This is a genomic window from Dyella japonica A8 (genome assembly GCF_000725385.1).
Classification (GTDB): Bacteria; Pseudomonadota; Gammaproteobacteria; order Xanthomonadales; family Rhodanobacteraceae; genus Dyella; species Dyella japonica_C.
On the sequence record NZ_CP008884.1, the window covers coordinates 3,388,671 to 3,410,390 of the forward strand.

Below are 21,720 nucleotides of genomic sequence, written 5' to 3' on the forward strand. Positions count from 1 at the left end.
TGAGGAGACTCCCTTGAACGATCTGGTGCTTTGGCTCGACACGCTGCGCATGACCGACCTGGGCAAGGTGGGCGGCAAGAATGCGTCGCTCGGCGAGATGATCGGCAATCTCGCCAAACTCGGCGTGTCCGTGCCCGGCGGCTTTGCCACGACCGCTGACGCGTTCCAGCAGTACCTCGACAAGAGCGGCGTGGCCAAGCGTATCCAGGAACGCCTGGCCTCGCTGGACGTGGACGACGTGACCGCCCTCACCGCTGCCGGCAAGGAGATCCGCGAGTGGGTCACCGAGACCCCGCTGCCGGCCGACCTGGACAACTCCATCCGCGACGCTTATGCCAAGCTCTGCAAGGACGCCGGCGCCGAGAACATCGCCGTGGCCGTGCGCTCGTCCGCCACCGCCGAAGACCTGCCCGACGCCTCCTTCGCCGGCCAGCAGGAAACCTTCCTCAACGTGGTGGGCATCGAGGACGTGCTGCACAAGGTGAAGGAAGTCTTCGCCTCGCTGTACAACGACCGCGCCATCGCCTACCGCGTGCACCAGGGCTTCAAGCACGAAGACGTGTTCCTGTCCGCTGGCGTGCAGCTCATGGTGCGCTCGGACGTGGGTGCCTCGGGCGTGCTGTTCACGCTGGACACCGAGTCGGGCTTCCGCGACGTGGTGTTCGTCACCGGCTCCTACGGCCTGGGCGAAATGGTCGTGCAGGGTGCGGTGAACCCGGACGAGTTCTATGTATTCAAGCCCACGCTGAAGGCCGGCAAGCCCGCCGTGCTGCGCCGCAGCCTCGGCGCCAAGCAGCAGCGCATGGTGTACTCCAGCGCGCCCGGCGAGCGCGTCAAGATCGAAGAAACACCGGCCGAGCTGCGCAACAAGTTCTGCATCACCGACGAGGACGTGCAGGAGCTCTCCAAGCAGGCGCTGATCATCGAGCAGCATTACGGCCGCCCGATGGACGTCGAATGGGCGAAGGACGGCAACACCGGCAAGCTCTACATCGTGCAGGCTCGCCCGGAGACGGTGAAGTCGCGCGCGCACGCCACGCAGCTCGAGCGCTTCCATCTCAATGAGAAGGGCAAGGTGCTAGCCGAAGGCCGCGCCATCGGCCAGAAGATCGGCTCGGGCAAGGCGCGCGTCATCCGCTCGCTGGCCGACATGAACAAGGTGCAGGCCGGCGACGTGCTGATCGCCGACATGACCGATCCCGATTGGGAACCGGTGATGAAGCGTGCCGCCGCCATCGTGACCAATCGCGGCGGCCGCACTTGCCACGCCGCCATCATCGCCCGTGAGCTGGGCGTGCCGGCCGTGGTCGGCACGGGCAACGCGCTGGACAAGATCCCGGACGGCGCGGAGGTCACCGTGTCCTGCGCCGAGGGCGATACCGGCATGATCTACGAGGGTCTGCTGAAGTTCGACCGCGTCACCGCCGACCTCGGCGACATGCCCGAAGCCCCGCTCAAGATCATGATGAACGTGGCCAACCCGGAGCGCGCCTTCGACTTCGGCATGCTGCCGAATGCCGGCATCGGCCTGGCCCGCCTGGAAATGATCATCGCCAGCCACATCGGCGTGCATCCGAAGGCGCTGCTGGAATACGCCAAGCAGGACGCCGAAACCAAGAAGAAGATCGACGAGCGCATGGCCGGCTATGCCGACCCGGTGTCGTTCTACGTCGATCGCCTCGCCGAAGGCATCGCCACCATCGCCGCCTCGGTGTACCCGAAGCCGGTGATCGTGCGCCTGTCCGACTTCAAGTCGAACGAGTACGCCGGCCTCATCGGCGGTTCGCGCTACGAGCCGCATGAAGAGAACCCGATGATCGGCTACCGCGGCGCCAGCCGTTACGTCGACCCGGGCTTCGCTGAGTCGTTCTCGCTGGAGTGCAAGGCCGTCAAGCGCGTGCGCGAAGTGATGGGCCTGGACAACGTGTGGGTGATGATTCCGTTCGTGCGCACGCTGGGCGAAGGCCGCAAGGTCATCGAAGTGCTGGGCAAGAACGGCCTCAAGCAGGGCGAGCACGGCCTGAAGGTGATCATGATGTGCGAAGTACCGTCCAACGCCCTTCTTGCGGACGAGTTCCTGGAGATCTTCGATGGGTTCTCCATCGGCTCCAACGACCTGACCCAGCTCACCCTGGGCCTGGACCGTGACTCGAGCATCGTGGCCAACCTGTTCGACGAGCGCGACCCGGCCGTGAAGAAGCTGCTCGCACTCGCCATCAAGACGGCGCGCGAGAAGGGCAAGTACGTCGGCATCTGCGGCCAGGGCCCGTCCGACCACCCGGACCTCGCCGAGTGGCTGATGGATCAGGGTATCGAGTCGGTATCGCTCAACCCGGACACCGTCGTCGACACCTGGCTGCGCCTGGCCAAGCGCAAGGCTAAGGCTGCCTAAGTCGATCGAGAAGCAGTAAATGCGAGGGGCGGTGGCGACACCGCCCCTTCTCTTTGCCGGTCGTCAGGGAGAGCAAGGTCGACCACCGGTATCGAAGATGCTGTCGTCGGAAAGAATCTGACCGTGCCGCACCGTCAGAAACGTCGAGATGGGCAGGCGCAGTGGCAAGACGCCCGCATCGCTTCGCGCCATGAAACGCACGGCCACACGGTCATCCTGCACGACCATTTGCTCCACCTCGTCGCGGATGTCCGGGAACGCTGCAAACAGCTCGCGATACGTCCGGACCACTTCCGCCCTTCCTGTCCGCGTTTTGCAGAAATCCGACGAGGCGAGCCGTGCATCGCTCGCATAGAGCCGCGCCATGGCCGTCGCATCGTGGCGGTTGAAAGCATCGAACATCGCCTGCACCACCGACGGCGGCGTGGGCTCCGCATCCATCGAAGTCACCATGACGGCAGCCAGCAGCAGGGCACTCACAGGACTCATGATGACCTCGGGGGCCTATGACCAAGGCGCCCAGTCTCCTGCTCCCCGCCCTCGCTCGCGTGTCTCCGCTTGCTCTTTTTGGCAGTACGGAAACTTTCGCGTCACCAGCACGGTCCATCGAAAAACGGACCACGGGAGAACGGCATGCGACGACTGACAAGGCTGTTGGCAGACAACAAGGGCTTCCTGACCTTCATGCTCTGCATGTTCATGTTCCGCAGCGCCGTCGCGGACTGGAACGTCGTACCCACCGGCTCCATGCAGCCCACCATCGAGATCGGCGACCGCATCCTGGTCGACAAGGCCGCCTACGACATCCGCCTGCCCTTCACCCACGTCTCCCTGATGCACCGCGCCGACCCCCAGCGTGGCGACATCGTGGTGCTCGACTCGAGCGCCGCTGGCGAGCGCCTGGTCAAGCGGGTCATCGGCGTTCCGGGCGACCAGGTCGCACTGATCCAGAACCGCCTGTACGTGAATGGCAAGGCCGCCGACTACCGCCCCATCCAGGTCAGCCGCATCCGCGACGACCGCGAAGATCCCGCCCTGTACGCCGTCGAAGACACCGGCGGCATGCACCACGCCGTGCGCTGGTCCCTCGCCGCCCAGGGCCACACCCGCGACTTCGGCCCCGTCAGCGTACCCGCCGGCCACTACCTGCTGCTGGGCGACAATCGCGACAACAGCGCGGACTCCCGCTACTTCGGCTTTTTCCCCAGAAACGAGATCACCGGCCGCGCCACCCGCGTCGCCATGTCACTGGACCCCGACAACCACTACCTGCCCCGCAAAGACCGCTGGGGAGCTGCCTTGCGCTAGCCGGGAAGGCCGGGCAAGAAAAATCACCCTGACCCATTGCCAGCCTCCCCTTCAGCACATAGAATTACCGGCTCGCGTGGACCACACGCACCATCTTGGAGAGGTGGCAGAGTGGTCGAATGTACCTGACTCGAAATCAGGCGTACGTGTAAGCGTACCGTGGGTTCGAATCCCACCCTCTCCGCCAGAAAAACAAACCGTCCCGTCGGTGGGTCGTTTGTTTTTTCTGGCGGAGAGGGTGGGTGAGAACCCACGCGGGTTCGACAAAATTGCCTGGAGCAATTTTGGACAGCCGCAGGCTGGCCCCGCAGCGCGCAAGCGCGAAGGGGTCGGGTCCATGGATGGACCCGACAATCCCACCCGGCAACGCAAGGGCGGCTCTTGCTTTACTCACGGCACCTACCGGAACAAAGCCGCGCCGACCTGGAAAAGTCACCGGCATGTACCAGATCCTTCTTTACGCATTCATCCCTCATCCGTCATGCTCGCATCGCATCGCCACACCAGGCACCCCATGATCGAGTTTGGACACGGAACCCACGTCGGCTTGCGCCGCACGCGCAATGAAGACACCTACTACGCCGATGCGTCGCTTGGCCTGTTTCTCGTGGCCGACGGCATGGGCGGCCACCAGCATGGCGAAGTGGCGTCCGCCCTGGTCCGCGACGCCGTCGCCGACCTGGTCACGCGTGGCCACAGCCTCGTGGAAGCCGTGCGCGCGGCAGACGAACGCCTGATCCAGCACAGCCGCGGCTTCCGGGACGCCCGCCCCATGGGCACGACCATCGCCGCCCTTCGCCTGCACGCGGACAGTTACGAAGTGGTATGGGTGGGCGACAGTCGCGTCTACCTGTGGCAGAAGACGCTGCGCCAGGTCAGCCACGATCATTCGCTCGTGCAGGAACTGGTGGAGGCCGGCACCCTGGACGCCGCCCAGGCGGCACGCCACCCGCACCGGAATGTCATCACGCAGGCCCTGGGCATCACGGCCGCAGAGCAGCTGCACATCGGCATGGCGCGCGGGAAGCTGGAGCACGGCACGTGCTTCCTGCTGTGCACTGACGGGCTCACCGAGGAAGTCGGCGACGCGGTTATCGGGGAGATCGTGTCGCGGCAGGATCTTTCCGCCCAGGAAAGCGTGGAGCACTTGCTGCTGGCCGCGCTCGATGGCGGCGGCAGCGACAACGTCACGGCCATCCTTGCCCGCATCAACTGACGCGGGCAAGCAACCTCAGTTCACCGCAGGCGCCGCCTCGCGCCGCCACACAGACGTCCCTCCGGCACTCTTGTCCAGCGAGTCGAGCCGCTTTTCATGCGCCACGGCTTCGTCGGCATTCGCGCGCAGCACGCGCGGGCGACGATCGAGCAGGACCGGTGTCAGCGCGACGGCAGCGCCCTGCTCCTGCGCACCCTCGAAACCAAGGTCGAGCACGACCTGGCCCGACGTCATGGCGATATAGACATCCGCCAGCAACTGGGCGTCGATCAGGCCGCCATGGAGATCACGCGCGGAGTTGTCGACCCCGAGGCGCTTACAGAGCGCATCCAGGCTGTTGCGCTGGCCGGGATAGCGCTCGCGCGCCATCGCCAGCGTATCGAGCACGCTGCAGCGATCCTCCAGCCGGCCGAACGATTCACCCAGGCGGGCGAGCTCGCCGTTGATGAAGCCCACGTCGAACGTCGCGTTGTGGATGATCACTTCCGCGCCATCGACAAAGGCGAGGAATTCTTCCACCACGTCCGCGAAACGCGGCTTGTCGAGCAGGAACTCATCCTCAATGCCCGTGACCTGCCGCGCGCCTTCGTCGATGGCGCGATCGGGATTGAGGTAGGTCTGGTAATAACGCCCGGTGGGACGACGCTCGATCATCTCCACGCACGCGATTTCGATCAGCCGGTGGCCCTGCCGGACTTCGAGACCGGTGGTCTCGGTATCAAGCACAATCTGCCTCATGGCTTGCTCCTGAATTGCTCTGCCTGTTCACGCGCGGCGACGTCCACGCGCTCGTTCTCCACGTGGCCGTTATGGCCGCGCACCCAATGCCAACGCACCTGATGCGCCTGCGTCGCGTTGGACAAACGCTCCCACAGATCCTGGTTCTTCACCGGTTTCTTGTCGGCGGTCTTCCAGCCATTGGCGCGCCACTTGGGCACCCATTGCTCGATGCCCTGCATGACGTACTTCGAATCGGTGGTCAACGCCACCTTGCAGGGACGCGTCAGCGCTTCGAGTGCCGCAATGGCCGCCATCAGCTCCATCCGATTATTGGTGGTGGCTGGCTCACCACCTGAGAGCATGCGTTCCGTGCCTTTCGCGCGCAGCAGCGCTGCCCAGCCGCCAGGCCCGGGATTGCCCAGGCACGCGCCATCGGTAAAAGCTTCCACTTCAGTCATTGTCACCATCAATACGTGAGAAATCAGGATGCCGCGTTGCGTCGGGCACCCGGTGCCAGGCCTACGTTGACCGTCGCCGGCAAGGCCTTGGGTTTCAGTCGAATGGGAGCAGCCATGCGGCGACGCTTGCGCGCGATAAGCAGATAGCCGCCGCCAAGAGCGTGCGTTGTGTCGATGCCGGCGTGGCGACTCGGCCACAAGCGCCCCACGCGCTCGACGCGCTCGATGTCCAGCTCCCGCCGGCGCACCCAGCGCTCCAGCAGCAAGGGCGAATGCATGGTGGGCGCGTTCCCGCGCGTGCGCCACATCATCCACGGCAACCATGCGCTCAACGGGTGGAGCCCGGTCAGCGCAAGCACGCCGCCCGGCGCCAGCACCCTCGAGGCTTCCTCCAGCATCTGCTGCGGCGTGCCAGAGACCTCAAGGGCATGGCGCAGCAGCACCAGGTCGAAGGCGTCGTCGATAAAGGGGAGCGACTCGTCCGTGCGCGCCTTCACGTCCCCGCCGTAGCGCTGGCCGGCCATGCTCAGGCACGTCCAGTTACCCAGCAAAGGCAGCACCGGGGGCATGTCATCCGCTGCCGCGCTGACCAGCAGCGCATGGGGGCCACTGCAGCGCTGCAGCCCGGGCGCCAGGGCCACCGTCTCCTCGGCCAGCAGGTTGCGCAGAGGGGCGCTGCTATAGATGTCTTGGTCACGCTGAGACATGGAGGACCGACCCGTCGTCACAATGCCCACAGTGTAACGGGAGCCCGCGGACAACGTGCTCGGATCGACAGTGAAAGGTGCGGCCGACGCCTCAAGTCTGAACACCCCTACAGGAGTTTAACGTCTCACTAACGAGCGAGGCATGACGGGGCCGTATAGTCCCTCCCTTCGCGCAAGCCAGGGAGGGGCCTGCGTCAGTCGATACGAGACCCTGGAGGACGACTCCTTGCACGTCGTACCGTTACCGGCGCTTGCCGATAATTACATCTGGTTGCTCCATGACGATGACGGCAACGCCATCGTGGTCGACCCGGGCGACGCCCAACCGGTCGAGGCAGCGCTCGCGCAGCGTCACCTGCAGCTGCGCGCCATCCTATTGACGCATCATCACCACGACCATATCGGCGGCGTGGACGCCCTGCTGTCGCGCCACCGCGTACCGGTATATGCACCGCACGACGAACGCATTGCCACGGCGACGCAGCGCGTGGGCGATGGCGACATCGTGCAGCTTGTCACCCCTGCCGCCCGCTTCGAAGTCATGGCCGTGCCAGGCCACACGACAACGCATATCGCCTATACCGGCGAAGGCATCCTGTTGTGCGGCGACACGCTTTTCAGCATGGGCTGCGGCCGCCTGTTCGAAGGCACACCGGAACAGATGCTGACCTCCCTCGACCGGCTTGCGTCGCTGCCCAGCCACACGCTGGTTTGCTGCGCGCACGAATACACCGCGGCCAATGGACGCTTTGCGCGAACCATCGAGCCGGACAATGCCCCGCTCGCCGCTCGCCAGCAGGAAGTCGCCAACCTGCGCGCACGCAACCAGCCCAGCCTACCGGTTGCGCTTTCCGTCGAGCAGGCCACCAACCCGTTCCTGCGCACCGACAGCGATGCAGTCATCGCGTGGGGTCGGCAGCAAGGCGTCGACGGCGACCGCGTGGCGCGTTTCGCCGCGTTGCGGGCCAACAAGGACGTATTCACCGGATGAAGACCGCCCGACGCTTACGCCCCCTGCCGCTTGCGACGTCGATCTTCCTGGCGGCGTGCGCATCTGGCCCCGCGCAGAAACCCGTGCAGGCACCCATGACCACGTCGGTGCCGCAGAAGACGGTGTCCTTGCATCCCGGCTTGCGCACAGACCCGACATCCATCGCGGCAAACGCAGCCGACGAAGGCAATGTCTGGCAGAACCTTCGCAACAGCTTCGCCATGGCCGATTGCGATGCCGACCCGAATATCGCGGCGTGGGCGCGGCGCTATACGAGCAACCCGGAACGCTTCGAAAACCAGATCGCGGCCGCCGCGCCACGGCTGGCCTACGTGCAACAGGTCGCCGCCCGCCACAACGTGGCCGGCGAATTCGCCCTGATTCCCTGGGTCGAAAGCCAGTACCGCCCGGTCCCGGGTGGCAAGGGCATGCCTGCCGGCATGTGGCAGATCATGCCGCAGACCGCCAACGCCCTTGGCATTCGCGTCGACAAGAATTTCGATGGCCGCCTGGACGTTCCTGCGGCCACCGACGCCATCATGGCGCTGCTCAGCCGCTACCACGATGACCTGGGTGACTGGCGCCTGGTGGACTACGCCTTCAATGCAGGCGAGTTCGGCATCAAGCGCGTGGTCAGCCAGCATGGCGAGCCACCCGCTGAGCCGGTGATCCCGAAGATGCCGGTGAAGCCGGTAACACGCGAACACCTGGTCAAGCTGCTGGCTATCGCGTGTGTCATTCGCGAGCCCGACCGGTTCAACGTGAGCCTGCCGACGCTTCCATCGGAACAGCGCCTGGTCGCGGTAAGCGTCGACAACTCCATGCCGATCACCCGCGCCGCCAGCCATGCCGGCATGTCCACCGACGAACTCAAGGATATCAACGCCGCATTCCGGAACGGCGTGGTGGACACCAACGCATCGCCTTACCTGCTGCTTCCCCGCAGCAAGGTCCAGCAGTTCCGCAACTCGCTGCTGGCTGAAGGCAACAGCGGCAGCGCGCAAACCGTACCGGGCACGGCCACGCTTCCGCCGCTTGGGGCCGCCCTGAGCGCCGCCGACAACGAAGACGACAACGGCAGCGCGCCGGCCATGTCAGGCAACACCACCAGGCGCACCCACACGGTGAAGTCCGGTGAAAGCCTGTGGTCCATCGCCCGCCAGTATTCGCTCGACATCAAGCAACTGGAGCAGTGGAATCACCTCAAAGGTCCGGGCGTCAAACCGGGTCAGGTGCTCCGGGTGAACGCTCCGGGCTGAACGCACGGCACCGTATCGACGAACAAAAAAGGGCGGCCCATGGCCGCCCTTTTCCGTGGATCACCTGCCGCCGCGGTTACATGCGGTCCGCGGCAATCTTGATTTCCGTCTTGGACTTCAGCGAATCGATGAAACCCTGGGTCGCCAGGATGCCATAGGCCTGCGACATCTGATCACGCAGCGTGTTGCGCTGCTCAGCCGAAATCTTGCTCAGGTCGCCTTCCTGCACCTTGTCCACGCCGACCAGGGCATAGTTGCCGTCCTGCAGGGCGACACGCGCAAACTCTGCCTTGCCCGCCGCCGGATGCGGCAGCAGGAACGCCTGTTCAAGCACCTCCGGCGCCACGCCCTGCTGCATGCGTACCGCAGCCGGCACCGTCTGCAGCGAAGCACCCGCCGAGGCGGCCACCGCCTGCATGTCCTCGCCCTTCTGCAGGCGGGCCACTAGCGCGTCGGCGCGCTTCTGTTCCTCGGTCGCGGCACGCTCGTCGAGAATCTTCTGGCGCACCTTGTCCTTCACCTCAGCCAGCGGACGTGCTGCGGCGGCCACGTGCTTGTCCACACGCACCACCACGGCGTGATCCGCACCCAGGTCGATCAGGCCGGAGTTGTTGCCCTGCAGGAGCACATCATCCGAGAAGGCGGCCTGCACCAGCTTGGGATTGGCGGCAAGACCATCGCCGCCCTTGCGGGAGAACAGCTCGGTCGTCTTGACCGGCAGGCTCAGCGCCTGCGCAGCAGGGTCGAGCGACGACGGGTTCTGGTAGGTCTGGTCCGTCAACTTGCCGGCCAGGTCGTTGTACTGGCGATCGCGCTCGGTGGACAGGTAGTCCTTGGCGATCTGGTCGCGCACTTGGGCGAACGGCTTCGCATCGCCGCTGCGCACGTCGCGCAGCCACAGCACGTGATAACCCTCGTCGGACAGCACGGGCTTGGAAACCTGGCCCTTCTGCAGTGCGAACAGGGCGGAATCGAACGCCGCGTTGGTCACGCCCTTCTCCAGCCAGCCCAGGTCACCGCCCGAACGCTTGGAGCCCAGGTCGTCCGAATCCTGCTCGGCGAGCTTCGCGAAATTCTCGGGCGTGGCCTCGGCGGCGATCTTCTCGGCCTTGGCAAGCGCCGCCTTCTGCTGATCCGGCGTCGCGTTCTTCGGCACGTTGACCAGGATATGCGACACCAGTCGCTGCTCCGGCTGCACGAAACGCTGCTTCTGTTCTTCGTAGCGCTTCTTCAGGTCGTCTTCGCTCGGCTGCGAATCAACCTTCAGGTCGGCACCGTTGACTTCGATGTACTTGAGCGACACCTGCTCCGGGTTCATGAAGTCAGCCTGATGCTCCTTGTAATAGGCATCGAGCTGGGCGTCGGTGACTTCGGTGTCGGTCACGGCCGGACGCGGCACGCTGAACCAGCGGACGTCGCGGCGCTGGTACAGCAGGCCGAGGTAACGATCCATGTCCGCGTCGGTAATGATCGTGCTGGCAATGATCGCGCGCGGCAGCAGGCCGGGCTCAAGCGATGCGCGCTGGCTGCTCTCGAACATCGCCGGCGTCATGTTCTGTGCCGCCAGGATGGCGCGGTACGTCGCCGAATCGAACTGGCCGTTGACCTGGAAGGCCTGCTGGTTGGCGATGCGGTCGCGCAGCTCCGCGCTGGAGACCTTCATGCCCAGCGTGTCATTCGCCTGGCGCAGCAGCTGCTCGTTGATCAGCTGGTCGAGGATCTGCCGCTTGGTTTCCGGCTTCTCGAACGAGGTCGCATCGAACTGGTCGCCCATGCGCGCCATGGCGTCGCGGCGGGCCTCGTTCATGCGGTCCTGGAAGTCGCGCTGGCTGATCTCATGCTTGCCGACCATCGCCACGTACGTTTCGGTATGCGACGCAAAGTACGACTCGATGCCGAAGAACGAGATAGCGAAGACGCAAATGCCCAGAATGACGATGGAAGGCCATCCGTGAAGCTTGGTACGCAATGCCTGCAGCATGGAGATGTTCCCGGCTCTCGTTGTTCAGCGCACCAAGTGCGCGGCGCTTAAAAGGCAAGGGCGCCACACGGGCGCCCTTGCGAACTGTGGCGGAGCGGACGGGACTCGAACCCGCGACCTCCGGCGTGACAGGCCAGCATTCTAACCGACTGAACTACCGCTCCACATATTACTGGTGGGTGCTGTAGGGATCGAACCTACGACCCTCGCCTTGTAAGGGCGACGCTCTACCGCTGAGCTAAGCACCCGAAACTAAGCAAGTAGCCGCTTAGTTTAGGGCATCCTTCAGGGTCTTGCCAGCCTTGAATGCCGGGACCTTGGAGGCCTTGATCTTGATCGTCTCGTTGGTGCGCGGGTTGCGGCCGGTGCGCGCGGCGCGCTTGCGCACGGTGAAGGTGCCAAAGCCGACCACCGACACGTCGTCACCCTTCTTCAGCGCCTTCTGCACGGTCTCGAAGAACGCTTCGAGAGCACGGCCGGCGTCAGCCTTGGTGAGTTCGGCCTTCTCGGCAATGGCATTGATCAGATCGGTTTTATTCATTGAGACACTCCCTTAAACGGTTATGCAGCCCGCGTGGTCATTCTGGGACCAGGCGACGTCACCTCATGACTGGGCACCGGGACATCACCAAGCAACTCCGCATCACTGCGCACCTTGCTTGGCGTCAGGCTGCGGTGCCGCCTTTATACCAGTGCCCCCCAGGGTCCGCAATGACAAGCAATACCAAGGGTTCGCGCGGTTCAGCATGCCTCGTAAACGCTTGCAAAGTATGTGCTGAAACGTTATGCGGCCGCGACACTTTCTCGTGATCCAGACACGAAAACGGGCGGTTGCCCGCCCGTCTCCGGTGACGCGTGTCACACGTCAGTGAGGCCGCGTGTAGGACTCCTGATCCTGCGACTCCTCGATGGGTGCCTCCACCTTCGGCTTGTCGCCGTCGGCGGCCTGACGCGGATGCAGCGGGCTCTCCAGCGCGATATCCAGCACCTCGTCAATCCAGCGCACCGGATGGATGTCCAGCGAAGACGTGATGTTGTCTGGAATATCCGCCAGATCCTTCTTGTTTTCGTCCGGAATAATCACGGTGGTGATGCCGCCGCGATGCGCCGCCAGCAGCTTCTCCTTGAGACCACCGATCGGCAGCACGCGGCCGCGCAGGGTGATCTCACCCGTCATGGCCACCTCGGAGCGCACCGGCACCTTGGTCAGGGCGGACACCAGCGCCGTGCACATGGCGATGCCTGCGCTCGGACCATCCTTCGGCGTCGCGCCCTCGGGCACGTGGATGTGGATGTCGTACTTCTCGTGGAAATCCGCCTCGATGCCGAGGCGATCGGCACGCGCACGCACCACCGACAACGCCGCCTGGATCGACTCCTTCATGACGTCGCCGAGCTGCCCGGTATGCACCAGACGCCCCTTGCCCGGCACCACCGAGGCTTCGATGCTGAGCAGGTCGCCGCCCACCTGGGTCCAGGCCAGGCCAGTGACCAGGCCAACTTCGTTCTGCAGCTCCTTGCGGCCGAAGTCGAAGCGACGCACACCCAGGTAGTGCTCCAGGTTCTCCGAGTTGACCACCACGCGACCCGGCGCCTTCGTCTTCGATTTGGCCGTCTTTACGGCTGCCGAAGCCTTCTTGGACTCGTTCTTGGCGGACGCCTTCCGGACCTGGCCAAGCGTCAGCTCCTTCACCACCTTGCGGCAGATCTTGGACACTTCACGCTCGAGGTTGCGCACGCCCGATTCGCGCGTGTAGTAACGCACGATGTCGCGGATAGCCTCCTCGTCGACACTGAGCTCCTCGGGCTTCAGGCCATTGGCCTTCAGCTGCTTGGGCAACAGGTACTTCAGGGCGATGCCCAGCTTCTCATCCTCGGTGTAACCCGGGATGCGGATGACTTCCATGCGATCCAGCAGCGGACCGGGGATGTTGAGCGAGTTGGCGGTGGCGATCCACATCACCTCGGACAGGTCGAGATCGACCTCCAAGTAATGGTCGTTGAAGGCGTGGTTCTGCTCGGGGTCGAGCACTTCCAGCAGCGCCGACGACGGGTCGCCGCGGAAATCCATCGACATCTTGTCGATCTCGTCCAGCACGAACAGCGGATTCTTCGAGCCCACCTTGTTCAAATTCTGCACGATGCGGCCCGGCATAGAGCCGATGTACGTGCGGCGGTGGCCACGAATTTCCGCCTCGTCACGCACGCCACCCAGGCTCATGCGGACGAACTTGCGGTTGGTAGCCTTGGCGATCGACTGGCCGAGCGAGGTCTTGCCCACGCCCGGCGGGCCAACCAGGCACAGGATGGGGCCACGCATGGTGTTCACGCGCTGCTGCACCGCGAGGTACTCAAGGATGCGCTCCTTGACCTTTTCAAGACCAAAGTGGTCCGCATCGAGCACGTCCTGGGCGAGCTGGAGATCCTTGCGGACCTTGCTCTTCTTTTTCCAGGGCACGCCCACCAGCCAGTCGAGGTAGTTGCGCACCACGGTGGCCTCGGCCGACATCGGCGACATCTGGCGCAGCTTGCCGAACTCCTGGCGCGCCTTGGCCAGCACCGGCTTGGGCATGCCGGCGTTCTCGATCTTCTTCTGCAGATCTTCGATTTCGTTAGGGCCATCCTCGCCCTCGCCGAGCTCCTTCTGGATGGCCTTCATCTGCTCGTTGAGGTAGTACTCGCGCTGGCTCTTTTCCATCTGCGACTTCACGCGGCCGCGGATGCGCTTTTCCACCTGCTGCAGATCCATTTCGCCGTCGACCAGGCCGATCAGCAACTCAAGTCGCTGGCCGACATCAGCCGTTTCCAGCACTTTCTGCTTGTCGGCCATGCGCACCGACAGATGCGCCGCGATGGAGTCCGCGACGCGCGACGGGTCATCGATGCCGGACAGGGTCGCCAACACTTCAGGCGGAAGCTTGCGGCTCTGCTTGACCAGCTGCTCGAACAGCGAGATCAGCGTGCGCGACACCACGTCGAGCTCGCGCTCCTTCGTGCTGTACACCGGCTCGACCACGCGCGAGGTGGCCGTCAACATGCCACCGTCTTCGTTGTAGTCCTCGATCTGCACGCGCGACTGGCCCTCGACCAGCACCTTCACGGTGCCATCGGGCAGCTTCAGCAGCTGGAGCACGCCAGCCAACGTGCCGATCTCATGGAGGTCGCTGATCTTCGGGTCGTCGATATCCGGGCTCTTCTGCGCGACCAGCAGGATCTGGCGCTCACCCTCCATCGCGCGCTCGAGCGCGCGCATGGACTTGTCGCGCCCGACGAACAGCGGAATGACCATGTGGGGATACACCACCACGTCACGCAACGGCAACACTGGCAGAGCGTCCAGCGTGGCTCCGGTGGCCTGGGGATTGGGGGCGGTCTTTGCCATCGAAGAGAATCTCTCGTGATGAAATCGTCTTTGCACCGACACTGCGCCGGGTGCATCTGTACGTCAAGTGGTGGCTTGCGGCCGCTCACACAAGTGCATGAGCCGCCGCGCAAACAAAATGGCCCCGGCATTTCTGCCGGGGCCACCCAAGTCACTTGCGCGCTTGAATTGCTCAGGCGGCGTCGCCGCCCTCGCCTGCCGCGCGCGGCTGCTTGAGATTGCCGCGGTAGATCAGGTACGGCTCGGCCTGGCCCTCGATGACGGCATCGTCCACCACGACCTTGCTGACGTGCTCCAGTGACGGCAGTTCGTACATGGTGTCCAGCAGCACCTGCTCCAGGATGGTGCGCAGGCCGCGGGCACCGGTCTTGCGCTTGAGCGCCTTGCGGGCGATCGCCTGCAGCGCCTCGGGGCGGAACTCCAGTTCCACGCCTTCCATCTCGAACAGTTTCTTGAACTGCTTGGTGACGGCGTTCTTGGGCTCAGTGAGGATCTTCACCAGCGCCGGCTCGTCCAGCTCATCGAGCGTGGCGACCACCGGCAGACGACCGACGAACTCCGGGATCAGGCCGTAACGCACCAGATCCGAGGGCTCGACGTCCGCCAGCAGCTTGCCCAGGTTTTCCTTGCGCTCCTTGCTGCGGACCTCGGCGGAGAAGCCGATGCCCACGGTCTCGGAACGCTGCTGGATCACCTTTTCGAGGCCGGCGAACGCGCCGCCGCAGATGAACAGGATGTTCTTGGTGTCCACCTGCAGGAATTCCTGCTGCGGATGCTTGCGACCGCCCTGCGGCGGCACCGAGGCCAGCGTGCCCTCGATAAGCTTGAGCAGCGCCTGCTGCACGCCTTCGCCGGACACGTCACGGGTGATCGACGGGTTCTCGCTCTTGCGCGAGATCTTGTCGATTTCGTCGATGTAGACGATGCCCGACTGCGCCTTGTCGACGTCGTAGTCGCACTTCTGCAGCAGCTTCTGGATGATGTTTTCCACGTCTTCGCCCACGTAACCGGCTTCGGTCAGCGTGGTGGCGTCGGCGATGGTGAACGGCACGTTCAGCAGGCGCGCCAGCGTTTCGGCCAGCAGCGTCTTGCCCGAACCAGTGGGGCCGATCAGGAGGATATTGGACTTGCCGAGCTCGACGTCGTCGCTCTTCTGACGCGACTCCATGCGCTTGTAGTGGTTGTACACCGCCACCGCGAGCGCCTTCTTGGCACGGGTCTGGCCGACCACGTACTGGTCGAGCGTCTCCATGATCTCGCGCGGCTTGGGCAGCTGGTTGCGCCCGGAGGCGGCCTTTTCCTCAAGCTCCTCGCGGATGATGTCGTTGCACAGCTCTACGCATTCGTCGCAAATGAACACGGACGGACCCGCGATCAGCTTGCGCACTTCATGCTGGCTCTTGCCGCAGAAGGAGCAGTAGAGAATCTTGCCGCTGTCGTTGGAACGGCCCTGCCGATCGTCGCTCATGCCTGGATCCTGCTAGTAAATCGATTACGGTTTGAGAATAGCACAGCGTTCCGCGTCTGAAGCCAGACGCGGAACCACTTGCAAACCCGGTACCAAATACCTGAAATCAGGCCGATTTCACCGTATCGACCGCGCGGCGGTCGAGGACCTGGTCGATCAGGCCGTATTCCTTGGCCGCCTCGGCGCTCATGAAGCGGTCGCGCTCCATGTCCCGCTCGATCTTGTCCAGGGGCTGGCCGGTATGCTGAACGTAGATGTCGTTCAGGCGGCGGCGCAGGTACAGGATTTCCTGGGCCTGGATCTCGATGTCGGTCGCCTGGCCGCGAGCGCCGCCCGACGGCTGGTGGATCATCACGCGGGAGTTGGGCAGCGAGTAGCGCTTGCCCTTGGCGCCAGCCATCAGCAGCAGCGAGGCCGCACTGCAGGCCTGGCCGATGCACATGGTGCTGACGTCCGGCTTGATGAACTGCATGGTGTCGTAAATCGCCAGCCCGGCGGTAACCGCACCGCCCGGGCTGTTGATGTACAGATGGATGTCCTTGTCCGGGTTTTCGGACTCGAGGAACAGCATCTGCGCGACCAGCAGGTTGGCCACCTGATCGTTCACCTCGCCCACGAGGAAGATCACGCGCTCCTTCAGAAGGCGCGAGTAAATGTCGTACGAGCGTTCGCCGCGAGCGGTCTGCTCAACGACGATCGGTACCAGGTTGAGGTTCTGGATCGGGTCCATAGCCATGCGTGTCGCTCTCCGGTTGATTGGCCTGAAGGATGCCTCAGGCGCTGACCGGGCGCATCACCTCGTCGAAGCCCAGGTTCTGCACGGTGGTGGCGGCGTGATCTGCCACCCACTCGGCCACCTGGTCTTCCATCACGCGATTCTGCAGCCCGGACATCAATTGGGGGTCGCGGTTGTAAAGTTCAACAACCTTCTCCGGCTCCTCGTAGGTCGAGGCGATGGCGGCCAGCTGCTCGGCCACGCGGCTACGGTCGATGACCAGCGCCTGCTTGCGGGCGATTTCACCCATCAGCAGACCGGCGATGACGCGCTTGCGGGCCACCGGGGCGGCGGCCTCGAGCAACTGCTGCGGCACCTGCTGGCCACGCGGAACGCTGTTCTGGGCCAGGGCATGGGCCTCGGACTGCACCATCACGTTCGGCACGTCCAGGTCCGGATGGGCGTCGGCCAGCTTCTCGGCCACTTCCGACTTCAGGCGTGCCATCAGGGTGGCCTTCAGTTCGCGCTCCAGATTGGCGCGGACTTCCTTGCGGAACTTCTCCAGGTCGCCGTCGGTGATGCCGAACAGCTGGGCGAAGTCGGCGTCGACTTCCGGCAGCTTCGGCTCCTGCACCTTGATGATCTTGAAGTGGCAGTTGGCGGTCTTGCCAGCCAGGCTTTCGTTGCGGAAGTCGGCCGGGAACTCGACGTCGGCGTCGAATTCCTCATCGGCCTTGCGACCGGTCAGCACGTCGTCCAGCGCCTTGAACAGGTTGCCCGAGCCCAGCACGCTGCCGGCGCGCTCCAGGCCTTCTTCCGGGAAGCGGTAGTCGCCGGCCTGTGCCGAGTACTCGAACATCACGAAGTCGCCCTCGGCCGAGGCACGCTCGACCGGGTCGAAGCTGCGGCGCTGCAGGCGCAGGGTTTCGATCATCTTTTCGATGTCGGCGTCGCTCACCTCGGCAACCGGGCGGCTGATTTCCAGCTTGGCGACGTCGATTTCCGGGAATTCCGGCATCACTTCGAAGGTGGCGGTGTAGGCGATTTCGCCGTTTTCCGGGCGGCCGGTGGTATCGATCGACGGGTTGGCGATCGGACGCAGGTTTTCCTGGTTGACGGCTTCGCGCAGCGTGCTGCCGATCAGGTCGGAAAGCACTTCGCCACGCACCTGGTCGCCAAAACGCTGCTGAATCACCGCGGTCGGCACCTTGCCCGGGCGGAAGCCCTTGAGGCGCACCGTGCGACCCATTTCGGCGATGCGGGCGCTCACCTGCGACTCGAAACGCTCCGCGGGGAACTTCACCGTGAGCTTGCGCTCGAGCTTGCCGACGTTTTCAACCGAAACCTGCATGACGTCTCCTGGTGTACCGGTAAGTGCGCCCGTCAAGGGCGCCTGGCGGCCACTGGCCGCCTGCAATAAAGAGAAAAAACCAAGGGATGGTGCGAAAGGAGGGACTCGAACCCTCACGGGGTTACCCGCTGGAACCTAAATCCAGTGCGTCTACCAATTCCGCCACTTTCGCATCAGAACAACCAAGAGGAAGTGTCCGCAAGCATCGGATTTCCAAGGGAATATTCAGGCCAAAACCCAACACACCCCGCCCCGCCAGCTTCCGGGCACTCCGCCCCTAAGTCGATGATTCCCTTACACGAAAGCGGGTCATTTTACGGTTCGCCCGGGGGGCAGCACAAGCGGGGAAACTCTGACCGGGCGCGCCGTCTCGGCATGATTGCGACACCCTGCGTTTCCAGCGCCGCGAGGCCGCCCTACAGCTCGCGCAACACCCTGAAGCCGACCCGGCCGCTGCGCACGCTGGCGTCCGCGCCCTGCCGGTAGGCCGAGCGCACCTGCTCCGGGGAGCTGCCCCACGAGCCGCCACGCACCACGCGGATGCCGCACCCGGGGTTGACCCAGGCGCTGCCGTCGCGCGGCGCACGCAGGTAGCTGTCGTGCCAGCAGTCCTGCACCCACTCCGAGACATTGCCGTCGATGTCGTACAGGCCGAACGGATTGGGCGCGAAGTTCATCACGGGCGCCGGCCCCCAGAACCCGTCCCGGTATCCCTGGAACGCATTGCTCCAACGTCGGCCACTGGGCGATCGGTCTCCGGAACCTGTGAGATTTTCCACCTTGCCACTGGGTGCGCCGTCGCCCCACCAATACCGCGTGGTGGTTCCGCCGCGCAGGGCGTATTCGAATTCCGCCTCGCTGGGCAGGCGATAGGTCTTGCCGGTGCGCTGGCTCAGCCAGTCCACATACGCCTTGGCATCGTTCCAGGACACATTGACCACGGGCAACCGGCTGTCCGCGGTGTGGCCCGCGTAGTCGTCCTGCCAGCTGGCACTGGAGTCGTCGCGCATGGCGCCCGTGCCCTCGTCATACACGCTGGCGCCACCCAATTTGGCCGAGTCAGGCTGGTAGCCGCTGGCACGAACGAACTCACGGAACTGCCCCACGGTGACGGACGTTCGCGACAAGGCGAAGCCCTTGGCGATGGTCACGTCATGCTGTGGTGTCTCGGCATCCTCGCGGCCGGTTTCGTTGTCGGGCGCGCCCATCGGGAAGCTGCCCGTGGGAATGACCACCATGGAGGGCGCCTGTCCCGGCATATCGGCGAAGCGATCGCCGAAGACCTGTCCCGGCTTGTAGCTCGAATAAAGGCGCGCATTGGTAAGGCGCTCGCCGAACTCGCCCAGCCCCGCCAGATCCGGACTGATGGCCTTGGCCTGGTCCGCAAGCTGCTGGGCCAACGTCAGGTTGCCCCCATCCAGCGCGGAACGTGCCTGCGCCAGCAGCCCACTGGCACGCCCTTGCCGCATGCTGTCCACGCGACCATGCACATCGCGCAGTGCCTGCGAATCGGGTGCGATCTGCGCGGCCTCGGCCAGCGCCTGATCGGCCGACTTGAAATCGTTCTGCGCCACCGCGGCCAACGCGCGATCCAGAATGACGCGCTGCACCTGCAGGGTGCCTTGCGCCGCCACGGCATTGTCCGGGTCCAACTGCTGCACCTGGTGGTAGAGCTCCAACGCGTTGTTTCCGGCCGGCTGATCGGCGTTGCCCTGTTGCAACAGCATCGCCGCCTTGGCGAGCAGCGGCCGGACCTGCGCCAGCGTCTTCAGCTTGCCCTGCAATGGCGTCACATCATCGGCGGAATCAGGAATGAGCTTGAGCGTGTCGAGAAGATCCGTGGCCGATTCCGCATCGCCGACCGCCAGGTTCTGGTTGATCTCGGCCACCAGCCGTGCACGAACCTCGAACAGGCCCTGCGCCGCGCGACGACTGTCGGGCTTGTCTTTCAATGCCTGCTCGTAAAGCGCCGCGGCGCTGTTCTGGTCGCCCGCCAGCTGCCCGGCCTTCAGCGCCTTGTCGGCGCGGGTGATCAGCGCCTCGACTTCGGGCGTATCCGCGCTCAGCTGCTCGGGAAGATGGGTGTTCTTCTTGCTCAGGCGTGCCACCACCACGTCCGTCGGGGCAAGCGTGAGAGGCGGCCCTGCATCCACCTCGCTTGGTTCGGGCAGGCGCAGCGACGAGGCCGGGGCGACCGTGTTGGCCGGCCCCAGGTTCATCGCGCGATGCGTGGCCGTCACCGACGGCTCGACATGGAACACGCGCGGAAAGAAGTGGTAGACGAGGGCCAGCCCGAGCACGACGACGCCCACGGCACCGCCGAGGGATCGCTGTCGTCGTACGGTTTCCTTGCTCGGCATGTTGGGCGTCCCTGGGCGGCCTGCTATGGTGCGCAATCTAAACCTTAGGCACAAACCGATGTCAGGACAATGCACGAACGCATGCCCGGCATCGCCAGGAAGACGCATGCTAGAAGAATCCTCCCTCGCGCCCGCCGCCGCCTGGATCCAGCGGCGCGAAGACCTGCAAGCCTGGCTCGCGGAGCTGCCGGACGATGCCGCGCTCGGTTTCGACACCGAATTCATGCGCCGGAACACCTTTTACCCGCAGCTGGCCCTGCTTCAACTGGGCTGGAACGGTCGCTACGCACTGGTCGATCCGGTGGCCTTCGACATCGGGGATGCACTGGCTCCGCTGATCGGCAACGGCAACGCGGTCACCGTCATGCACAGTGCCAGCGAGGATCTGGAAGCCCTTTCGCCCCTCCTGCCACACGGCCCGCGCCAGCTGTTCGACACCCAGATCGCCGCTGCCTTCGTCGGCATGGGACTGGGCATCAGCTATCGCGCACTCGTGGCAGAGCTGGTGGGCGCAGAGCTGGACAAGGGTGAAACGCGCTCGGACTGGCTGCAGCGGCCGCTGACCGATTCGCAGCGTGCGTACGCCACGCTGGACGTGGTCTATCTCAAGCCCGTCCACGAGCAACTGGCCGAACGACTGGCTCAACGCGACCGTGCCGCATGGCATGCGGAGGATTGCGAACGCCTCAAGCAGCGCGCCTGTTATCGCGAAGGCGATCCGCAACCGCAGCGCAGTTTCCGCAGCGCGTCGGACTGGCGCCCCGAACAGCGCGCCCTGCTCCGTCGCGTACTGCTGTGGCGCGACCGGTCGGCACGCACGCTGGATCGCCCGCGCCCCTGGCTGCTCGAGGACGCCACGGTGATGAGCCTGGTCCAGCACCTGCCGCGCTCGGCCAACGAACTCGACGAACGGACGCGCGGCCAGCGCGCGCTGCGCTCACCACAGCGCGTGGAATTGCTGGAGGTGCTGCAACGCGCGATCGATGCCGACGAAGTGGACGCCACCGAGGCCATTCCCGAATCGCCCCAGGGCGATGCGAAGCGCGCCCTGGCCACCATGAAGGATTGCGTGGACAAGCGCGCGACGGAACTGGACCTGCCGGCCGGCCTGCTGTGCCCGCGCAAGGTGCTGGAGGAATACGTGGTCACCGCCGAATGGCCCGACTTCCTCGAAGGCTGGCGCCGCGAGATGCTGTTCGAGCCGCTCAGCCGCCTGCTTCCCTGAGCCGGCGGCAGGGGCTTGGCGAACGCCAAAGTTCACTGGTAATATCGATGGCTCGTGTGGGGCCATAGCTCAGCTGGGAGAGCGCGTCGTTCGCAATGACGAGGTCGGGAGTTCGATCCTCCCTGGCTCCACCAATCAGAATCAAAACGACAGCGCTTTATGCCTCGCGGCGTGAAGCGCTGTTTTG

At 64.7% G+C, this 21,720-nt stretch carries 17 protein-coding genes and 5 tRNA genes; 8 read left to right on the plus strand and 14 right to left on the minus strand.

Translation table 11 applies throughout. From position 1 onward, the window contains the following. Positions 1-13 precede the first annotated feature (13 nt). On the plus strand, positions 14-2,392 hold the full coding sequence (ppsA, locus tag HY57_RS14195) for a phosphoenolpyruvate synthase (protein ID WP_019465917.1): 2,379 nt from the start codon (positions 14-16) through the stop codon (positions 2,390-2,392). A 63-nt stretch (positions 2,393-2,455) separates the two neighbouring features. On the opposite strand, the gene HY57_RS14200 is transcribed toward ppsA, so the two are convergent. Next, on the minus strand, positions 2,456-2,872 hold the full coding sequence (locus HY57_RS14200; RefSeq protein ID WP_039732415.1) for a nuclear transport factor 2 family protein: 417 nt from the start codon (positions 2,870-2,872) through the stop codon (positions 2,456-2,458). A 153-nt stretch (positions 2,873-3,025) separates the two neighbouring features. On the opposite strand from HY57_RS14200, the gene lepB reads away from it, so the two are divergent. The 3 genes from lepB (at position 3,026) to HY57_RS14215 (ending at position 4,916) form a co-directional block, all read left to right on the plus strand. After that, positions 3,026-3,700 carry a signal peptidase I gene (lepB, locus tag HY57_RS14205; protein WP_026034040.1) on the plus strand — a complete coding sequence of 225 codons (675 nt, stop codon included), beginning with the start codon at positions 3,026-3,028 and terminating at the stop codon, positions 3,698-3,700. 97 nt (positions 3,701-3,797) lie between these two features. Continuing rightward, positions 3,798-3,887: transfer RNA gene (locus HY57_RS14210), tRNA-Ser, on the plus strand. A 327-nt stretch (positions 3,888-4,214) separates the two neighbouring features. Next, positions 4,215-4,916 (plus strand): PP2C family protein-serine/threonine phosphatase, encoded by a 702-nt coding sequence (locus tag HY57_RS14215; protein ID WP_019465597.1) that lies wholly within the window; start codon positions 4,215-4,217, stop codon positions 4,914-4,916. Positions 4,917-4,931: 15 nt separating this feature from the next. On the opposite strand, the gene dnaQ is transcribed toward HY57_RS14215, so the two are convergent. From dnaQ to HY57_RS14230, 3 genes are read right to left on the minus strand one after another with little or no spacing between them, the layout of a single operon-like run. Continuing rightward, on the minus strand, positions 4,932-5,654 hold the full coding sequence (gene dnaQ, locus HY57_RS14220) for a DNA polymerase III subunit epsilon (protein ID WP_019465596.1): 723 nt from the start codon (positions 5,652-5,654) through the stop codon (positions 4,932-4,934). After that, positions 5,651-6,094 (minus strand): ribonuclease HI, encoded by a 444-nt coding sequence (rnhA, locus tag HY57_RS14225; protein WP_019465595.1) that lies wholly within the window; start codon positions 6,092-6,094, stop codon positions 5,651-5,653. Before rnhA ends, dnaQ begins: the two co-directional genes overlap by 4 nt. A 23-nt stretch (positions 6,095-6,117) precedes the next feature. Further along, a complete protein-coding gene (locus HY57_RS14230) occupies positions 6,118-6,801 on the minus strand; it encodes a methyltransferase domain-containing protein (RefSeq protein ID WP_019465594.1) in 684 nt (227 codons plus the stop codon). A gap of 226 nt (positions 6,802-7,027) precedes the next feature. On the opposite strand from HY57_RS14230, the gene gloB reads away from it, so the two are divergent. Both gloB and HY57_RS14240 read left to right on the plus strand, forming a co-directional pair. Then, positions 7,028-7,792 carry a hydroxyacylglutathione hydrolase gene (gloB, locus tag HY57_RS14235; protein ID WP_019465593.1) on the plus strand — a complete coding sequence of 255 codons (765 nt, stop codon included), beginning with the start codon at positions 7,028-7,030 and terminating at the stop codon, positions 7,790-7,792. A 95-nt stretch (positions 7,793-7,887) separates the two neighbouring features. After that, positions 7,888-9,051: a LysM peptidoglycan-binding domain-containing protein gene (locus HY57_RS14240; RefSeq protein ID WP_019465592.1), complete on the plus strand. Its 1,164-nt coding sequence runs from the start codon at positions 7,888-7,890 to the stop codon at positions 9,049-9,051. Between the two features lie 76 nt (positions 9,052-9,127). Here the strand turns inward: HY57_RS14240 and HY57_RS14245 are convergent, their stop codons facing one another. The 10 genes from HY57_RS14245 to HY57_RS14290 form a co-directional block, all read right to left on the minus strand. Further along, positions 9,128-11,032: a SurA N-terminal domain-containing protein gene (locus tag HY57_RS14245; protein WP_019465591.1), complete on the minus strand. Its 1,905-nt coding sequence runs from the start codon at positions 11,030-11,032 to the stop codon at positions 9,128-9,130. A gap of 87 nt (positions 11,033-11,119) precedes the next feature. Next, positions 11,120-11,196, minus strand: a tRNA-Asp gene (locus tag HY57_RS14250). Between the two features lie 9 nt (positions 11,197-11,205). Next, a tRNA-Val gene (locus HY57_RS14255) sits at positions 11,206-11,280 on the minus strand. Positions 11,281-11,300: 20 nt separating this feature from the next. Next, positions 11,301-11,573, minus strand: a complete 273-nt coding sequence (locus tag HY57_RS14260; RefSeq protein ID WP_019465590.1) for an HU family DNA-binding protein — start codon at positions 11,571-11,573, stop codon at positions 11,301-11,303. A 324-nt stretch (positions 11,574-11,897) separates the two neighbouring features. Further along, on the minus strand, positions 11,898-14,414 hold the full coding sequence (gene lon / locus HY57_RS14265) for an endopeptidase La (RefSeq protein WP_019465589.1): 2,517 nt from the start codon (positions 14,412-14,414) through the stop codon (positions 11,898-11,900). A 172-nt stretch (positions 14,415-14,586) separates the two neighbouring features. Then, positions 14,587-15,882 carry an ATP-dependent Clp protease ATP-binding subunit ClpX gene (clpX, locus tag HY57_RS14270; RefSeq protein ID WP_019465588.1) on the minus strand — a complete coding sequence of 432 codons (1,296 nt, stop codon included), beginning with the start codon at positions 15,880-15,882 and terminating at the stop codon, positions 14,587-14,589. A 106-nt stretch (positions 15,883-15,988) separates the two neighbouring features. After that, complete coding sequence (clpP, locus tag HY57_RS14275) at positions 15,989-16,618, minus strand: ATP-dependent Clp endopeptidase proteolytic subunit ClpP (RefSeq protein WP_026033981.1); 630 nt, start codon at positions 16,616-16,618, stop codon at positions 15,989-15,991. 37 nt (positions 16,619-16,655) lie between these two features. Next, complete coding sequence (tig, locus tag HY57_RS14280; RefSeq protein ID WP_019465586.1) at positions 16,656-17,948, minus strand: trigger factor; 1,293 nt, start codon at positions 17,946-17,948, stop codon at positions 16,656-16,658. Between the two features lie 87 nt (positions 17,949-18,035). Beyond that, positions 18,036-18,120, minus strand: a tRNA-Leu gene (locus HY57_RS14285). 244 nt (positions 18,121-18,364) lie between these two features. Then, positions 18,365-20,308 (minus strand): formylglycine-generating enzyme family protein, encoded by a 1,944-nt coding sequence (locus HY57_RS14290; RefSeq protein ID WP_026033980.1) that lies wholly within the window; start codon positions 20,306-20,308, stop codon positions 18,365-18,367. 106 nt (positions 20,309-20,414) lie between these two features. Between HY57_RS14290 and rnd the strand changes: the two genes are divergently transcribed. Together rnd and HY57_RS14300 are read left to right on the plus strand one after the other, a co-directional pair. Beyond that, complete coding sequence (gene rnd, locus HY57_RS14295; RefSeq protein ID WP_019465584.1) at positions 20,415-21,533, plus strand: ribonuclease D; 1,119 nt, start codon at positions 20,415-20,417, stop codon at positions 21,531-21,533. A 58-nt stretch (positions 21,534-21,591) separates the two neighbouring features. Next, positions 21,592-21,667 (plus strand) — tRNA-Ala (locus tag HY57_RS14300). Positions 21,668-21,720 lie beyond the last annotated feature (53 nt).

Coding starts and splice junctions, on each gene's coding strand:
- tig (WP_019465586.1), bottom strand. CDS start 17,948: ATGCAGGTTTCGGTTGAAAACGTCGGCAAGCTCGAGCGCAAGCTCACG.
- rnd (WP_019465584.1), top strand. CDS start 20,415: ATGCTAGAAGAATCCTCCCTCGCGCCCGCCGCCGCCTGGATCCAGCGG.
- dnaQ (WP_019465596.1), bottom strand. CDS start 5,654: ATGAGGCAGATTGTGCTTGATACCGAGACCACCGGTCTCGAAGTCCGG.
- HY57_RS14245 (WP_019465591.1), bottom strand. CDS start 11,032: ATGCTGCAGGCATTGCGTACCAAGCTTCACGGATGGCCTTCCATCGTC.
- clpP (WP_026033981.1), bottom strand. CDS start 16,618: ATGGCTATGGACCCGATCCAGAACCTCAACCTGGTACCGATCGTCGTT.
- lon (WP_019465589.1), bottom strand. CDS start 14,414: ATGGCAAAGACCGCCCCCAATCCCCAGGCCACCGGAGCCACGCTGGAC.
- HY57_RS14290 (WP_026033980.1), bottom strand. CDS start 20,308: ATGCCGAGCAAGGAAACCGTACGACGACAGCGATCCCTCGGCGGTGCC.
- HY57_RS14260 (WP_019465590.1), bottom strand. CDS start 11,573: ATGAATAAAACCGATCTGATCAATGCCATTGCCGAGAAGGCCGAACTC.
- HY57_RS14230 (WP_019465594.1), bottom strand. CDS start 6,801: ATGTCTCAGCGTGACCAAGACATCTATAGCAGCGCCCCTCTGCGCAAC.
- clpX (WP_019465588.1), bottom strand. CDS start 15,882: ATGAGCGACGATCGGCAGGGCCGTTCCAACGACAGCGGCAAGATTCTC.
- HY57_RS14240 (WP_019465592.1), top strand. CDS start 7,888: ATGACCACGTCGGTGCCGCAGAAGACGGTGTCCTTGCATCCCGGCTTG.
- lepB (WP_026034040.1), top strand. CDS start 3,026: ATGCGACGACTGACAAGGCTGTTGGCAGACAACAAGGGCTTCCTGACC.
- HY57_RS14215 (WP_019465597.1), top strand. CDS start 4,215: ATGATCGAGTTTGGACACGGAACCCACGTCGGCTTGCGCCGCACGCGC.
- rnhA (WP_019465595.1), bottom strand. CDS start 6,094: ATGACTGAAGTGGAAGCTTTTACCGATGGCGCGTGCCTGGGCAATCCC.